This window comes from Bifidobacterium sp. W8103 (assembly GCF_016100775.1).
GTDB lineage: Bacteria > Actinomycetota > Actinomycetes > Actinomycetales > Bifidobacteriaceae > Bombiscardovia > Bombiscardovia choladohabitans.
The window spans coordinates 283,950-299,610 of sequence record NZ_JACFRV010000001.1 but is presented as its reverse complement, the minus strand read 5'-3'; the positions used below and the strand labels follow the sequence as shown (position 1 = coordinate 299,610).

The 15,661-nt window shown below is 62.7% G+C and carries 11 protein-coding genes and 1 tRNA gene; 9 read left to right on the top strand and 3 right to left on the bottom strand.

The window, feature by feature from the left end; all coding sequences use genetic code 11:
* Positions 1-50 precede the first annotated feature (50 nt).
* A complete protein-coding gene (locus H3U90_RS01215) occupies positions 51-1,595 on the bottom strand; it encodes an MDR family MFS transporter (RefSeq protein WP_198176720.1) in 1,545 nt (514 codons plus the stop codon).
* Between the two features lie 130 nt (positions 1,596-1,725).
* Between H3U90_RS01215 and H3U90_RS01210 the strand changes: the two genes are divergently transcribed.
* From H3U90_RS01210 to H3U90_RS01170, 9 genes are all read left to right on the top strand, one after another.
* Positions 1,726-1,799, top strand: a tRNA-Val gene (locus H3U90_RS01210).
* A gap of 100 nt (positions 1,800-1,899) precedes the next feature.
* Positions 1,900-3,642 carry a DivIVA domain-containing protein gene (locus tag H3U90_RS01205; protein ID WP_198176719.1) on the top strand — a complete coding sequence of 581 codons (1,743 nt, stop codon included), beginning with the start codon at positions 1,900-1,902 and terminating at the stop codon, positions 3,640-3,642.
* Positions 3,639-4,922, top strand: coding sequence for a 1-deoxy-D-xylulose-5-phosphate reductoisomerase (dxr, locus tag H3U90_RS01200; RefSeq protein ID WP_232340536.1), 1,284 nt, complete (start codon positions 3,639-3,641; stop codon positions 4,920-4,922). Before H3U90_RS01205 ends, dxr begins: the two co-directional genes overlap by 4 nt.
* The gene (ispG, locus tag H3U90_RS01195; protein WP_198176718.1) at positions 4,919-6,148 is read left to right on the top strand and encodes a flavodoxin-dependent (E)-4-hydroxy-3-methylbut-2-enyl-diphosphate synthase; all 1,230 of its coding nucleotides are present in this window, start codon (positions 4,919-4,921) and stop codon (positions 6,146-6,148) included. The genes dxr and ispG overlap by 4 nt, the downstream gene beginning before the upstream one ends.
* Positions 6,149-6,249: 101 nt before the next feature.
* Positions 6,250-7,902 carry an alpha/beta hydrolase gene (locus tag H3U90_RS01190; protein ID WP_198177563.1) on the top strand — a complete coding sequence of 551 codons (1,653 nt, stop codon included), beginning with the start codon at positions 6,250-6,252 and terminating at the stop codon, positions 7,900-7,902.
* A 15-nt stretch (positions 7,903-7,917) separates the two neighbouring features.
* A complete protein-coding gene (gene recO, locus H3U90_RS01185) occupies positions 7,918-8,640 on the top strand; it encodes a DNA repair protein RecO (protein WP_198176717.1) in 723 nt (240 codons plus the stop codon).
* A 3-nt stretch (positions 8,641-8,643) separates the two neighbouring features.
* Positions 8,644-9,438 carry an isoprenyl transferase gene (locus tag H3U90_RS01180; RefSeq protein ID WP_198176716.1) on the top strand — a complete coding sequence of 265 codons (795 nt, stop codon included), beginning with the start codon at positions 8,644-8,646 and terminating at the stop codon, positions 9,436-9,438.
* A 166-nt stretch (positions 9,439-9,604) separates the two neighbouring features.
* Positions 9,605-11,035 (top strand): amidohydrolase, encoded by a 1,431-nt coding sequence (locus tag H3U90_RS01175; protein WP_198176715.1) that lies wholly within the window; start codon positions 9,605-9,607, stop codon positions 11,033-11,035.
* 87 nt (positions 11,036-11,122) lie between these two features.
* Positions 11,123-12,319 (top strand): MFS transporter, encoded by a 1,197-nt coding sequence (locus H3U90_RS01170; protein ID WP_198176714.1) that lies wholly within the window; start codon positions 11,123-11,125, stop codon positions 12,317-12,319.
* 238 nt (positions 12,320-12,557) lie between these two features.
* On the opposite strand, the gene H3U90_RS01165 is transcribed toward H3U90_RS01170, so the two are convergent.
* Together H3U90_RS01165 and H3U90_RS01160 are read right to left on the bottom strand one after the other, a co-directional pair.
* The gene (locus H3U90_RS01165) at positions 12,558-14,081 is read right to left on the bottom strand and encodes a glycoside hydrolase family 32 protein (protein ID WP_198176713.1); all 1,524 of its coding nucleotides are present in this window, start codon (positions 14,079-14,081) and stop codon (positions 12,558-12,560) included.
* Between the two features lie 50 nt (positions 14,082-14,131).
* Positions 14,132-15,424, bottom strand: coding sequence for an MFS transporter (locus tag H3U90_RS01160; protein ID WP_198176712.1), 1,293 nt, complete (start codon positions 15,422-15,424; stop codon positions 14,132-14,134).
* Positions 15,425-15,661 lie beyond the last annotated feature (237 nt).

Here is a 15,661-nt window from a genome sequence, read left to right as displayed (position 1 = left end):
CCTTGTCGTTCAAGAGGAGTTCCCGGAGGAATCCTTCCGACCAGCGGCCTTTACTGCTCGCCCTTCTCAGCAATGGCAGGAGCCACCGTCGTGGCCTTGTTCTGGTATTCGGCCAGCAGGGTGCGCGAGCGGATGTCGCAGAGGTTGGCCACCAAGGCCACGATCAGGATGACCAGGCCCACCAGGAAGATCCAATGCAGGCCGTCGAAGACGATGGTGCGGGCCGGGCCCAACAGGCGTGAGGGGATGCTCCCTGCCGTAGCCGGGTTGATCATGCTGTTCATCATGTCCTCGGTCAGTCCCTTATGCTGGGGCACCTCGCGGGCGATGACCGTGTTCATGACGATGCCGAAGATGGAGACCATCAGGGTCTGCCCCAGGGAACGGGCCAGAGTGTTGAAGCTGGTCGAGGCGCCTACATCGCCGGCTGGCACCACGCTCTGAGCGGTGATGGTCGAGGTGGTGATGGTCAGGCCGAAACCGAAGCCGACCACGGCGGAGATGACCAGGAAGACCCAGTAGGCGGTGGCCTGGGGGACGGCTATGTAGCAGATGCAGGCCGTCAGGATGAAGGCCAGACCGATGTTGGTGGCCCGGTGCGGCGGGTGGTGCATGGTCAGCGGTCCGGCCAGGTAGGCGCCCAGGAGCCAAAGAATCGAGGAGGGGGTGACCACAAAGCCGCCCAGGGAGGGGTTCATCCCCAGAACAGACTGCATCCAGATGGGCATGTAGGTGTCGAAGCCCATGAGGAATCCGGCCACCAGGAGCATGCAGATGTTCTGAATGACGAAGGTCCTGATGCGGAAGAGGCGCAGGGGCAGGATGGGATCCTCCTGGCGACCCTCCACATGAAGAAGCAGGGCAAAGGTGACCACGGTGGCCGCAGCCAGGACCAGGGTGATCCGCGTATCGCCAGCCGATCCCAGGCTCTGCAGGCAGAGCATCAGGCAGATCAGGCAGACGCTGAGCAGCCCGATGCCGATGTAGTCGACGCGGGTTTCACGCGCCTGGATATGCTCGCTCAGGAAGATCTGGATCATGATGATGACCAGCAGCCCGATGGGCACGTTGATGGCGAAGACCCAGTGCCAGCTTATCTGCTGGACGATGAAGCCTCCCAAGAGGGGGGCGATGATGGAGGCGATGCCCCAGGCCGAGCCGTTCAGGCCGATCATGCCCGCCCGCTTGTCCAGGGGGTAGATGTCGGCCAGGACCGTGTAGGTCAGCGGCTGGATGGCGCCTGCCCCCAGGCCCTGCAGAAAACGGGCGCCGATCAGCTGGGGCATGGACTGGGAGAGTGCGCACAGGGTGGACCCTATTACGAAGACCAGCAGGCCGATGGTCAGCAGGGGCTTGCGGCCGAAGCGGTCCGAAAGCTTGCCGTAGATGGGCGTGGTGACCGCCGTCATGAGCAGATAGATGGAGTAGACCCAGTTCATGATGGACAGCCCATGCAGGTCCCCGATGATGGTGGGCATGGCGGTGGAGACGATGGTCCCCTCGATGGCCGTCATGAAAGTGGCGATGAAGACCGCCACCGTCACCAGGGTGCGGTTGGTCTTCCTGCCACTGCCTGTATCGACTGTCTGTGACAATCCGAACCCCCTCTTATATGGTGAATATGGTGTGTTTCTCTTCTTTTGCGGACAAGGCCCGCGAATTCCTAGTGGATTATAGCCGCACCGTGCAGCCTTGTCACCGTGTATTCTGCTAAGGTAGTGTGCTGGTCCCGTGGCTCAGTTGGTTAGAGCGCCACCTTTACACGGTGGATGTCCCCGGTTCGAGTCCGGGCGGGACCACAGGGGTTTTTAGGGGGCGTGCCCGAAGTCGCGTCTTAGCGCTCACGTAGAATCGATGCACGACGATCGTTGGCAAGAAAGGTCAGGAGGTCGATGCCTGATGTCAGCTAAGCCTGATGCCCGTGGAACCGAGGCGACCATCGCGCGCTCGGGCAAGCGCAAGTGGGGATATGACACCAAGCAGGTGGACGCCTTCCTGGAGCGGGCTCACTCACTTTATGAGAGCCAGGACCCTGATCTGACCCAGGAGGAGATAGCCAACGCCTCCTTTGATCTGTGCAAGAACGGCTATATCATCACCCAGGTGGACGCTGCCCTCTCACGGCTGGAAAGGGTGATTTCCGACAGGCAGACCAGTCTGGAGATAGCCCGGGTGGGCGTGGATGGTTGGACGACCAGAATGGTCAGTCTGCAATCGGAGCTGACCACTCATGCCGGCAGACCATCGGGCAGTGTCTTCAAGCGTGGGGATCCCGGCATGCCCTCATACGACTGCAAGCAGGTGGAACGGCTGATTGAGCAAGTCCTCAACAAGACCTCTGACCAGCTCAACCTCCAGGAGGGGCGGAAGACGGATTCGGGCAAGTCGAAGAACACCGACATCACGGCTGACCGCGTCTCCAACGTCATCTTCACCCAGCGGCGGGGGCCCAAGGGTTATGACGAGCGCCAGGTGGACTTCTTCCTGGCCAAGGCCGTCGAGCTTCTGGAGCAGTTGGAGTCCTTTGCCAGGGTCAGCGAGAGGGCCAAGAGAGCCAGCGCCAATGCAACGGCGTCCGCTGCTGTTCCTGTGCAGTCGCAGCCAGCCGTGCAGGACCCCTCAGCTTCGGGTGTTCAGCCGCTGATTGGACAGAGCCAGGCACCCGCCTGGAGCATCCCCAATGCCTCCGCTGTCGCGAGCGCCCAGGGCAGTCAAGACGATTTCGCTCAACTGCACCAGGCGGAGCGGGCCATCTTCGAGGCTCCGACAAGCAGCACGCAGACGACGCCTACAGCTCCGACGGCGCAGCCCAACAGTTCTCTGAGTGCTCTGGCTTCGGCGGTCAACCAGCGACTGGCCCAGGAAGGCGTTGGGGCAGCCACGGCGGCATCTGCGGCAGCTACGCCTGCCTCATCAGCAGGCATGAGCGGCGGAGCCCCCGTCGCCTCTGCCGATCCCGCCCCTGCCAATCCATTCGTCTCCGGTCAACAGGAATCGGTCATGCCTGTCTCCGTGCCGCCTGCGGTTGCACAGCCGGTCTCTGCGCCAATCAGCCACAATCCTGTGCCTGCCAGTGCAACGTCAGCGGCATCCGCGTCGGCTGCGCAAGCCGCCCCCTTCAACCCGGTGACGACTTCTTCGCCTTCCACTGCACCACAGACTCCTGAACCCGCTGCATTCCAACCGACCCCTTCGGCACCCGTAGCCTCCGCCCCGCCTACATCGGCAGGGAATGCTTTCGTCCCCTCCACAAGGCCGGAACCGCCGGTGTCTGCCTCGACGACAGGGGCTGATACTGACGGCACGTCTACGCCGGGATCCACCTCGATCATCTCCTCGCCCTTCGTCGATGGTCCTCTGGGCGCAGGCGGACCACTTGGCAGCTATGAGGAACCGGCACCAGCAGTGCCCGAGGCCCAGGAGCGTCCCTGGGCTGAAACAGCCGGGAGCAGCACGGATACACCCGACTGGGCCAAGCCTCGGTACTCACAAAACATGCAGGGGAGCAAGCAGGACCAGGACCCGGATTCCTATCTGGCCTCCCTGCTCAACCAGGATCTGCCCAAAATGGATCTGGACATCCCCGATATTTCCTTCCCGGCCTTCGGCGACGAGGGGGAGCAGGATAAAGGCGGTCGATGAGTCATCTGACAGCAATGAATACAGGCAGTGAAGGCAGGCAGGGCGGTTTGTCGGTCGGGTGTGAGCGCACCTTGACGGATTGGTCGCCCAGGGATGATGCCGACCAGTCTCGTAGTCTGGTCATCCTGGGATCCACAGGATCCATCGGCACCCAGGCCCTTGATCTGATCAGTCGTCATAGGGATCGTTTCCAGGTGACCGGGTTAGCCGCTGGCGGTGCCCATGTCGAACTTCTGGCCCGACAGGCCCGTGACTTTGGCGTGACTCGTCTGGCTCTGGCCGACAAGACCCGGGTTCCGGCCCTGCAGCAGGCTCTCAAGGCCCTGGGGTCGACCGGCATTCGGATAGAGGCAGGCATGGATGCGGTCCAGGCTCTGGCCGGCTCCGGCAGCGATCTGGTCCTCAACGGCATCACCGGATCAGTCGGTCTGCGTCCATCCATTGCGGCCCTGCAGGCCGGATCCCAGCTGGCTCTGGCCAACAAGGAGTCTGTGGTGGCCGGCGGCCATCTGCTCTTTGACGCCGAGATAAGGCCGGGCCAGATCAACCCGGTCGACTCCGAACATTCGGCCATCTGGCAGTCCCTGCGTTCGGGACAGCATGGAGAGGTGGCCCGTCTGGTGGTCACCGCCTCAGGAGGTCCTTTCCGGGGTTGGAGCCGTCAGGCCATGCGTCAGGTCACCCCTGAGCAGGCCCTGAACCATCCGACCTGGTCCATGGGTCCGGTGGTCACCATCAACTCCTCCACCATGGTCAACAAGGGTTTGGAGGTCATCGAGGCCAGCAGACTCTTCAGGATTGATCCCGAGCGGATCACCGTGGTGGTCCACCCCCAGTCCGTGGTCCACTCCATGGTCCAGTTCCAGGATGGGGCCACCATAAGTCAGGCTTCGCCTCCTGACATGCGTCTGCCCATCGCCCTGGGCCTTTCGGCACCAGTCCGTCTTGACAATGTGGCTGCGGCCTGTGACTGGTCCAAGGCCAGCACCTGGACTTTCGAGCCCCTGGATGACGAGGCTTTCCCGGCGGTCAACCTGGCCAGGCGGGCTCTGGGCAGCTGCGAGCCCATGACTGCGGTCTTCAATGCCGCCAACGAGCAGGCGGTCAGGGCCTTTTTGGATCACCGGCTGCCCTATCTGGACATCGTCGAAACCATCCGGTCGGTCATGGATGCCATGGAAAAGCATCTTCCGGGAACATTCACATCCGTGGAGGTAATGGAGCAAGTCGAGCATGAGGCACGCCAAAGGGCTGATGCTTTGATAGACATGACAGCGTGAGTAGCATTCCCAAGACCGAACAGTCAGCATCCTCCCAGGGGTTCCGCAAGACAGGGGAGCAGGCCATCAGCCAGAGTCCGCTGCATCCTCGTCGCCGCTCCCGTCGGATCATGGTGGGGCCTGTGCCGGTCGGCGGGGGAGCCCCCATTTCGGTGCAGTCCATGACCAACACGGTCACCGCTGACATCAATGCCACCCTGCAGCAGATCGCCGAGCTGGCCGCTGCCGGCTGCGACATCATTCGGGTGGCTGTGCCCAGCCAGGATGATGCCGACGCGCTTCCCATCATTGCGAAGAAGTCGCCGATCCCGGTGATCGCAGACATCCACTTCCAGAGCAAGTACGTCTTCCAGGCCATCGATGCGGGTTGCGCAGCCGTCAGGGTCAACCCGGGCAACATCCGCAAGTTCGACCAGGTCGGCCCCGAGATCTGCAAGGCCGCCACAGACGCGGGCATCTCCTTGCGCATCGGGGTCAACGCCGGCAGCCTGGACAAGGACATCTACGCCCGCTACGGCGGTCCCACCCCGGAGGCCCTGGTCGCCTCGGCCTTGAAAGAGGCCCATATGTTCGAGGACGTGGGTTTTCACGACTTCAAGATCTCCGTCAAGCACCACGACCCCGTCACCACGGTCCAGACCTACAGGCTCCTGGCCTCCAAGGGCGACTGGCCCCTGCACCTGGGCGTGACCGAGGCCGGGCCCTCCTGGCAGGGAACCATCAAATCCTGCCTGGCCTTCGGCGCGCTATTGGCCGAGGGCATCGGCGACACCATCCGGGTCTCCCTGTCCGCACCTCCTGTGGAGGAGGTCAAGGTGGGCTGCAAGATTCTGGAATATCTGGGGTTGCGTCAGCGCCACTTCGACATCATCTCCTGCCCCTCCTGCGGCAGGGCCCAGGTGGATGTGATCGAGCTGGCCAAGGAAGTCACCGAGGGCCTCAAGGACATCACCGCACCCATCCGGGTGGCCGTCATGGGCTGCATCGTCAACGGACCGGGGGAGGCCAGGGAGGCCGACCTGGGGGTGGCTTCGGGCAACGGCAAGGGCCAGATCATCGTCAAGGGCAAGGTGGTGCAGACCGTGCCGGAGGACCAGATCGTCCCCACACTGCTGGAGCGGGCCAAGGAAATCGCCGCCCAGATGGATGCCAAGGCGGCGGCCCAGGGTGAAACCCTGCCGGAGGCAGGACCCATGGTGGTCCCGGTCACCGGCCGTGCCAGCTGAGGGCGTAAGCGCCATCCCCGCCACCGGCTACAATGACCGACGTGTCCCAAGAGGTTGAGCGTTCCCTCCCTGTAAGCGGGTGGAGCAGGGTCAGGCGGCTAATGACCAGCCTGCCCGTCTTCATCATCCTCATGGGCCTGCTGGCCTCTGTCTCCCACCTGACGGCCGTTCCCTGGAAATACGAACCAGTGGATCAGAATTTTCCCACCCTGACTCCGGACACCGCAGTCACCTTCGACTGGCCTGCCGGGGTCGACCGGGATACCGTGGGGCAGTACCAGGTCGAATCCCGTCACCAGGAACTGAACGTGGAACGGCCCTCAACTGGGGAGCACCAGCGCATCCGAATACTGATCCGCACCCCCAAGGAGGCTTCAGGCCATCGGCCGGCTGTAGTCTTCATGCACGGCGCCGGTTACGGCACCTGTGACAACTCCTTCGGGGACGTGGCCCGGACCCTGGCCTCTGCCGGTTTCGTCACCGCCGTGCTGGACAAGCCGGTCTGGTCCACCACGGATGCCGACCGGGACTATCCGGCTTCGGCCAAGGCCTACGAGCGGGTTGCCAACCTGTTGCGCGACCGGGATGATGTGGATGCATCCAGGGTGGGCATCTATGCCACCAGCGAGAGCACCTGGATCGCCGCCATGCTGCTGACCATGGACCACCGGATCGCCTTCCAGATCCTGCTCAGCCCCATGGTCTATTCCCCGCGCCACGCCATGGGCTTCTTCGTGGCCCAGGACTTCGCCATCGCCGGGGCCAACCAGGGCTACCAGTCGGTGGTCCGTCGGCTCTTCAGCACCGATGCCTCCCTCTTGGGCCTTAACAATCTGGACATCGACCCCACCGACCGCAGCACCTATGCCATTCCCACCCTGCTGGCCTACGGGGCCAAGGATGTCATGACCGCCCAGGTGGAGGGGGTGCAGCGCGTGCTCTCCCAGGCTCATGCCTCGGGCAATGAGAACGTCACTGTGCGGTCCTACCCGGTCTCCAACCATGTGCTGCGGCTGGGGGATGAAGCCCGGACCGGCACGCCCCTGGCCGACCACTACCAGCAGGACATGGTCGACTGGGCGGTGGGTCAGGTCCATGGCCTGCACCAGACCAGCCCCAGCGTGGGTGGGGCCACCATCCACCAGTCCATCGCCGTGCCCACTGACCTGCGGGGGCGGCGCTCGCTGACCATCTATATGTTGGTCCTGCACCTGCTGACCCTGGTGCTTCTGCTGGCGGCCCTGGTCATGGCCCTGGTGGCCGGTCTGATGAAATTGTTCCGCCTGCGACGACGCAAGGACCCGGTCCTGGGCTTCAGCCATGGCTTCGGCGGCACCCTGGTCACCATCACCGGCACCACCCTGGCTACCCTGGTCCTTTTCGGAGCCGGTCTGGGGCAGGTCATCATGGCGGTGGTACGCCTGGGCTGGGGCGGCGTGCCCGACCAGGCCGGGGTCAGCTACTGGAGCTGGCCGGTCATCCAGGTGGTCTGCGCCCTGGTCATCTGGGCCTGGTCGCGCACCTTCGCCCGCATGGTCGAGGTCGCCTCCCTGAGGGGATTGGACCGGCTTCCCGACCGGGTCCGCACAAGCAAGGCCGGCGGCCCCACTTTGCGTCAGCAGATGCGCAACTTGGATCCCAGGCCTGTTCTGGCCTCCACCCGCTTTGGCATTGCCCTCTTCATCGTCACCACCCTGGCCATGTTCGGAGTCCTGCTGATCTTCGCCTTCTGGGGCCTGTTCATCTACCAATGAAAGGACGGGACCGTCGTGGCCATCTATCGTGACGAGGGCCTGGTCCTCAGAACGGTCAAACTGGGCGAGGCCGACCGGATCGTCACCATTCTGACCAGGGGACACGGCAAGGTCAGGGCCGTGGCCAAGGGGGTTCGACGGACCAAATCCCGTTTCGGCGCCCGGCTGGAGCCATTCATGCGTGACGATCTGCTCATCTCCCGTGGCCGCAACCTGGACATCGTCTCCCAGGCCGTCTGCATAGCCGCCTATGCGGATGCCATATGCGCCGACTATGACCTCTACGCCAACGGGGGCGTCATGCTTGAGACCGCCGACAAACTGGTGGTGGGCGAGCATGAGCCGGCCCCGGAGCAATACCGTCTGCTGGTCTCCGCCCTGGCCAGCCTGGCAGGTCACCGGCATGGACCCCGCGACATCGGTGCCTCCTACCTGCTCCGTTCCCTGGCGCTGGCGGGCTGGAGGCCCCGGCTGGATTCCTGCATCGTCTGCGGCCGGACCGACCAGCTGACCCATTTCTCGGTGCCCGGCGGCGGTGTGGTCTGCAGTCGGGACAGGCCTACCGACGCCGTGGCGGTGGATCCCGCCACCATGACACGCTTCCGGGCGCTGAGCACCGGGGACTGGTCCAAGCTGGACGGCAAGGGTTCCACCCCCCTGTGCGACGGTCTTGTCGAGAAATGGGGCGAATATTACCTGGAGCGGCCCATCAGGTCCCTCAGGCTATTAGATTCTTGAAGCATGAGCTTTGACCCCGTCGACTACACCTCCCTGGATGTGCCTGCAGCCCCCTTCTCCGATCCCGCTCGTATCCCGCACTTCCCCGAGGGCTCAGTCCCGCGACACCTGGGTGTGATCATGGACGGCAATGGCCGCTGGGCCAAGCAGAGGGGCATGGAGCGCACCCAGGGTCACCGGGCCGCCGAGCCGGTGGTCTTCGACACCATAGCCGGAGCCATCGAGGCCGGGGTCCGATACCTGAGCCTGTATACCTTCTCCACGGAGAATTGGAAGCGCTCGCCGGCCGAGGTCCGCTTTCTGATGGGCTTCTCCCGGGACATCATCCACCGTAGGGTGGCCCAAATGGATGACTGGGGGGTGCGCGTGCGCTGGGCTGGCCGTCGGCCCCGGCTCTGGAAGTCGGTCATCGACGAGCTGGAGGCGGCCATGGAGCGCACCCGGCACAACACCAGGATCGATGTGATCTTCTGCATCAACTACGGGGGCAGGGCTGAGCTGGCCGATGCAGCCACCGATATCGCCCGGGAGGTGGCGGCCGGGCATATCAAGGGCTCCAAGGTCACCGAAAAGATGATCGCCCAGCACCTCTACAACCCAGACATACCGGACTGCGACCTGGTCCTGCGCACCTCGGGGGAACAGCGCACCTCCAACTTCCTGCCCTGGCAGGCGGCCTATGCGGAGCTGGATTTCGTACCCGAGCTCTTCCCCGACTGCGGGCGCGAGGTGCTTTGGCGGGCCATCGACGATTACATCCACCGGGACAGGCGCTTCGGCGGAGTGGACCAAGCTTGAGAAGACAGAGCTTCCAATTTTGTGAGGTTAACCATAATAGTCCAAATTCACAGGTCTGAACACTCTCGTAACACCCATGAAAGGTAGTCTGTGACGTATCACAGCGGAGCAGGCCATGTCCGCCGTGGAAATCAGCGCAGCAAACGAAACGAAGGAGTCGACAGGCGTGGACGACAAGCAACGCATCATGCAGATCATCGAGGACAAGTCACAGGAGTTCATCGAGGCCGCCGACCATATTTGGGGTACCCCCGAGACCCGATTTGCCGTGAAGGAGTCGGTCCAGCAGCACTACAAGGTGCTGGAGCAGGAGGGCTTCGAGGTCGAAAAGGGCGTGGGCCACATGGACTATGCCTACGTGGCGACCTGGGGTTCGGGCCGTCCGGTGATCGGCATCACCGGCGAATACGACGCACTGGGAGGTCTCAGCCAGGTGGCCGACCTGGGCGAGCACAAGCCCTTGGTCGAAGGCGGCAACGGGCAAGGCTGCGGCCACAACATTCTGGGCATGGCGGCCGTCGCGGCAGGCGTGGGCATCAAGACTTTCATGGAGGAGAAGGGCCTCAAGGGGACCATCAAGGTCTTCGGCTGCCCGGCTGAGGAGTCGGGCTATGGCAAGGCCTTCATGGCCAGGGATGGGGTCTTCGACGGGCTGGATCTGGCCCTGTCCTGGCATCCCTCGGATGTGACCCAGGCCTGGGGTTCCTCCAGCCTGGCGGTCCTGCAGGCCTACTTCGACTTCACCGGTGTGCCGGCGCACGCGGCTGCGGCTCCCGAGTTGGGCCGGAGCGCCCTGGATGCCGCGGAGCTCATGAATGTGGGCGTGCAGTTCCTGCGCGAGCACATGATCGATGCGGCCCGCGTGCACTACGCCTTCATCGACGCAGGCGGTGAGTCGGCCAACGTGGTGCAGTCCCATGCCCGGCTCTACTACTTCGTGCGCGCCCCCAGGATGGACCAGGCACAGGATCTGTTCAAGCGTGTGGAGAAGATCGCCCAGGGTGCGGCCCTGATGACCGAGACCGAGGTCAAGGAGGAGTTCGACGCGGCCTGCTACAACTTCATTCCCAACCATCCGCTGACCGAGGCCGTAGACAGGAACCTGGACCTCGTCGGCCCCCTGCCCTTGGACCAGCAGGAGCTGGACTATGAGCGCCGCTACACCGACACAGTCCCCGAGGCCGGCAAGCAGCGGGTGCTCAGCCGCACCAAGGAGGCCTTCCCTGATCTGACGGATGAGGAAGTCAGGAAGATGGCCGAGTCGACCATGGCCCTGAAGAAGTATCCACTGGTCTTCACCGATACGGCATCGGGATCCACCGACGTCGGCGATGTCAGCTGGCAGACGCCCACCGCCCAGTTCAGCGGCGGGTTCGAGCCCCAGGGCACCTCTGCTCACTCCTGGCAGTGGGCGGCCAACGGCAAGTCCTCGGTGGCCCACAAGGGTCTGCTGGCTGCGGGCAAGACCCTGGCCCTGACCGCCTACGATGCGTTTACCGACCCGGATCTGGTCAAGGCCGCCAAGGAGGACTTCGACAAGACCTTCGCCGGCCAGGAGTACAAGGTCGTCATCCCCGACGATGTGATGCCCCACTGACATACTGTTCGGCTGCCGCCTGCTCCGGGATCCCTGCGGATCACCTTACCCGGCGGCGGCCGGTTTCTACTGAAGGATGACAGACCAATGGCAATCAAGCAATCCTCAAAAACGGCGAGCGGAACGCTGATCTTTTCCCTGATGGCCGGTTACTCGATCGTGTACATGGACAAGAACATGATCTCGACCGCCATCATCCCCATCTCCGAGCAGTTCCACCTGGACTCGGGGCAGACAGGCATCATCATGTCGGCCTTCTTCCTGGGCTACTCGCTCATGCAGATACCCAGCGGCTGGCTGGCCGACAGGCTTGGGGCCAAGCGTGTGTTGATGGCCTCCATGATCATCATTGGTCTGTTCAGCTACCTGTTCGGCCTGGCCAATGGTCTGGCCTTCTTCATCATCGTCCGGTTCTTCGCCGGCATGGGCCACGGCGGCTACCCGCCCTCCTGCTCCAAGTCGATCGCGGAGAACTTCCCCCAGGAACGGCGTACCTTCGTACAATCCCTGATTCTGTCGACCTCGGGCATCGGCGGCATCCTGGCCTTCGTTCTGGGCGCCAACCTGGTCGCCATCAACTGGCACCTGGCCTACGCTGTGCTGGGCACCCTCTACCTGCTGGCCTTTGTCTGCATCCTGATTTTCGTGCCCTCCAAACCCCGCCAGCCCGAGGTTGGCCAGAAGCCCGGAACCAGGGGGGCGGGCTTCCTCGAAGTTCTGAAGAACCGGAACGTACTGGTCCTTTTCGTGGCCATGCTCTTGCTGAACATCCTCCTGTACGGCAACATCTCCTGGATGCCCACCTTCATAAAGAACACCTTCGGGCTTTCGATCGGTCAGGCAGGCATTCTGCTGGCGGTCAATGCGGTCTTTACGACCGTCGCCACCATCTACGCCGGTCAGCTGCTCTCGAAGCTCTTCCTGGGCAGGGAGAAGTTGGCCATCCTTGGTGCCGGGGTGATCAGCGCCGTCCTGGTTGTATGCTTCGTCTTCTCACGCAACATCTGGCTCTCCCTCCTGCTGCTGATCCTGGTATCCTGCGTCTCCGTGGTGGCCTTCACCGGCATCTTCACCTGGCCCCACAAGATCATGGACCCGCACATCATCGGCTCCGCCATCGGCATCATCAACACCGGCGGCACCCTGGGCGGATTCCTGGCTCCCATGATCATCGGCTACCTGGTCAAGGCCGCCGGCGGCTCCTTCGTCGGAGCCTTCATCTTCATGGGTGCGGCGGCCATCGCCTCCGGCCTCATGGCTCTGTTGGTCAGGGTCGGCAAGTGAAGCCAAGGGTTAGGCGGCCTCGTTCGGGCTTCAGGTTCCGAAGATCAGAAGCCTGGGCCAGGTCATGGCCGCCGGTCCATGGCAAGGAGTCATTGCCAAAGGACCATTACTTCTTCGAGGATCTCTGATTCTTTGGTTCTGACAATGGATGTCTGAGGCCGGCGCTTGCCAGACAAAAGGCCCGCCCCTGAGTGGATTTCAGGGACGGGCCTTTCCTGCGCCGACGAGGGGAGCAGGATCAGCGATCCGGCTCTTCCCAGATGGTGCCCAGCCTGGCGATGGAAAGGGAGTCGATCAGGGCCCTGCCCTCGCCGGATTCGGCGATCAGACGGATGCCACGCGGTCCTTCGGCGGGGAAGGAGTAGGAGGACATGACCTCCAGCCCGTCGTTGACGACGACCTCGATCGAGCCCCGGTCCACGATGATGCGCAGCTTGAGCCTGCCCGAGGACTTGTCGACGGGGGCAGTGCGGTAGCCCCGGTCCCCGTAGGTGTTGCAGTGGCGGTCAAGCACCACGCGGCCTAGCTGGTCGTCATAGCAGACCAAGGTGTGATCGCCGGATTGTGTCCTGTGGATCTCCAGACCGATGCGCTCGGCCTGCGACTTGTTCAGATCGATCTCCATATTGATGTCGGCGGTCTGCGCGTCGTTCACCAGATCCCGGCTGCCGTTGACCTCCAGCTCGATGGGACCGAAGTCCTGCTTGTCCTGGTCCAGGTCGGAGAACTCACGCACCGGCAGGCAGCGCAGGTGATCACCGGCCAGGGTGACCTCGCGGGGTACGGTGAACTGTCCGCACCAGCCATCCTCCTGCATGGGGATGGGCTCCGTGAAGGGGCTCATCCAGCCGAAGACCAGCCGACGGCCGTCAGGGGCCTGGAAGGTCTGCGGTGCATAGAAGTTATGGCCGTCGTCCCAGAGGTGGAACTCAGTCTCCTGATGGAAGTCGCCGCCGGGCTGCCAGCTGCCGATCACGTAACCGGCGTTGTTGTGGTTGCGGGCTTCGAACCCCTGGGGCTTCAGGCCCATGGCCGAGTAGCAGATCACCCACTTGTCCTCGAGGGGGAACATGTCGGGGCATTCCAGCATGAAGACCTCAGGGTCGGGGTGCCGGTAGATCACCCGGTCGAAGGTCCAGTGCTCCATGTCATTGGAGGTGTACATCCAGATCTCGCCGCGTTGTGCGGGGGTGCTGACTCCGAAGACCATGTACCAGAGCCCGCCCATCTTCCACACCTTGGGATCGCGGAAGTGCAGGATCTTGTCGTCCGGGCAGGGGATCACGACCCCCTTCTTTTCGAAGTGGATCCCGTCTGAGGAGACAGCCATGCACTGCTCCTGGAGGTTGCCGTCGTCATCGTTGACCCCGTTGCGCCAGCGGTGACCTGTGTAGTAGATGGTCAGACGGCCGTCGTCGCCCACCACGGCCGATCCGGAGAAGACTCCGTCCTTCTCGACCTCCAGGGTGGGCGCCATGGCCAGGGGCTCGCGCCGCCAGGTGACCAGATCGGCGCTGGACACATGCCCCCAGTGCATGTTGCCCCACTCGCTCCCGTAGGGATTGAGCTGGAAGTAGGCATGATAGCGCCCCTTGTAGTAGCTCAGGCCATTGGGGTCGTTGATCCATCCGGCCTTGGAGGCGATGTGGCACTGGGGATACCAGCGGTCATTGCGGGTGGCGAAGAGCCGGTCGATGCTCTTCTGGGCCTTGTCCAGTTGAGCGCTCATGTCGGCGTTTTCCTTGGTTGTTGGCTGGTTCATCCTTGAATCCTTTCGGGTTGGATGGGTGCTGATGATGGTTGGTATGGGGATCAGCCCTGGGTTACGGCGGACTTCTGCGAATCCCTGATGAAGGGATCGCCGTCCACCTGCTGGTCGTCGCGCTTGAGCACGAAGATGCCGTAAATCAAGGCGACCAGTACTACCAGTGAGATGGTGTAGAAGGTGACCTGGTCGCCGGCCCGGTCGTGGAGCATGCCCAGCGGGGTGGAAAGGGCCACCTGGCCGACCTGGGAGGCGATCTGGAAGCCCACCATGTAGAGGGTGGCGGACAGCTTGGGGTTGAAGTGCAGAGTGAAGTAGCGGAAGGCAGGCAGGCTGAAGAGCGGGACCTCAATGGAGTGGAAGAGCTTGACAACAGAGACCATGACCGGATCGTGGAAGAAGCCGCACAGGCCGATCCTGGCGAACATGACCGTAGCTCCCAGCAGAAGGGAGTTGCGCACGCCGATCTTGCGCATGATGATGGGAACCACGCCCATCATGGCTGATTCCAGGAACACTTGGATGGAGTTGAGGATGCCATAGACCTCGTGACCCTGTTCCGGGGTGGGGAAGAGGTTGGCATAGTAGTTGGGGAACATCTGTTGGTCGAAGACCGTGTAGAAGGTGTTGGTGAAGATTACAAAGACGATCAGGAGCCAGAGGGCGGGCATGCCCAGGACATGGATCATGTCGCGCAAAGAGGGCTGGGACTTTTCGCCCTCGGGGGTGGACTCTCGCTTGATCTCCTCGCGCTGCTCATCGGGGATCCAGAAGGCGTAGACCAGGAGCATGCACGCGCCGAAGGCGGACCCCAGCCAGAAGTTGATCATCGGGTTGATGTTGAAAGTGAACCCTGCGATCAGAGCCACAATGGCGTAGCCGAAGGAGCCCCAGGCGCGGGACTGGCCGTATTCGAATCCGAATTTGCGGCTGTACCGCTCGGTGATGGCCTCGATCAGGGAGCAGCCTGACATGAAACCTGCGGATAGAACGATTGAACCGAGTACGGCGCCCAGGATCAGGTTGGAATGCATGAGGGGGGCGTAGATGAACTGCACGAAAGGTCCGACCAGCGCTGCAATGGCGGCGATGAAGATGGCGAGCCTACGCTTGACCCCCAGCTCGTCCTGTATTACCCCGTAGACAAACATTATTATCAGCGTGCCCACGGAGTTGATGGAGTAGATGTTGCCGACCTGGGTGTTGGTCATGCCAAGGCCGTTGATCAGCCATGGCGAGTAGAAGGACCACCAGATGCCCCAGGCGCAGAAGAAGAAGAATATTCCGGTAGAGGATTCCAAATATGATGGATTCCTCCACGCCGATAATTTGGTGGCCATGCTGCCCCTCTTTCCTTGTTGCGCACCGCTTCTCCGCAGTGCCTCCAGGTCCGATGCACTTCCTGTGTGCAGAGCGGATCCCTGTAGGTATAGTAGGTCGTCAATCGATTTACGTCAAACGATTGACGATTGATGATTGCTATGCGTACCTACGATCACGATGATCGGTTGGCAGGGGATGCCGGCTGATTTGCTATCGGCTATTGGCGATTGGCACCAATCCAGCCGGGATTAGAC

Coding starts and splice junctions, on each gene's coding strand:
- H3U90_RS01180 (WP_198176716.1), top strand. CDS start 8,644: ATGAGCTTTGACCCCGTCGACTACACCTCCCTGGATGTGCCTGCAGCC.
- H3U90_RS01160 (WP_198176712.1), bottom strand. CDS start 15,424: ATGGCCACCAAATTATCGGCGTGGAGGAATCCATCATATTTGGAATCC.
- H3U90_RS01190 (WP_198177563.1), top strand. CDS start 6,250: ATGACCAGCCTGCCCGTCTTCATCATCCTCATGGGCCTGCTGGCCTCT.
- H3U90_RS01170 (WP_198176714.1), top strand. CDS start 11,123: ATGGCAATCAAGCAATCCTCAAAAACGGCGAGCGGAACGCTGATCTTT.
- H3U90_RS01205 (WP_198176719.1), top strand. CDS start 1,900: ATGTCAGCTAAGCCTGATGCCCGTGGAACCGAGGCGACCATCGCGCGC.
- H3U90_RS01165 (WP_198176713.1), bottom strand. CDS start 14,081: ATGAACCAGCCAACAACCAAGGAAAACGCCGACATGAGCGCTCAACTG.
- dxr (WP_232340536.1), top strand. CDS start 3,639: ATGAGTCATCTGACAGCAATGAATACAGGCAGTGAAGGCAGGCAGGGC.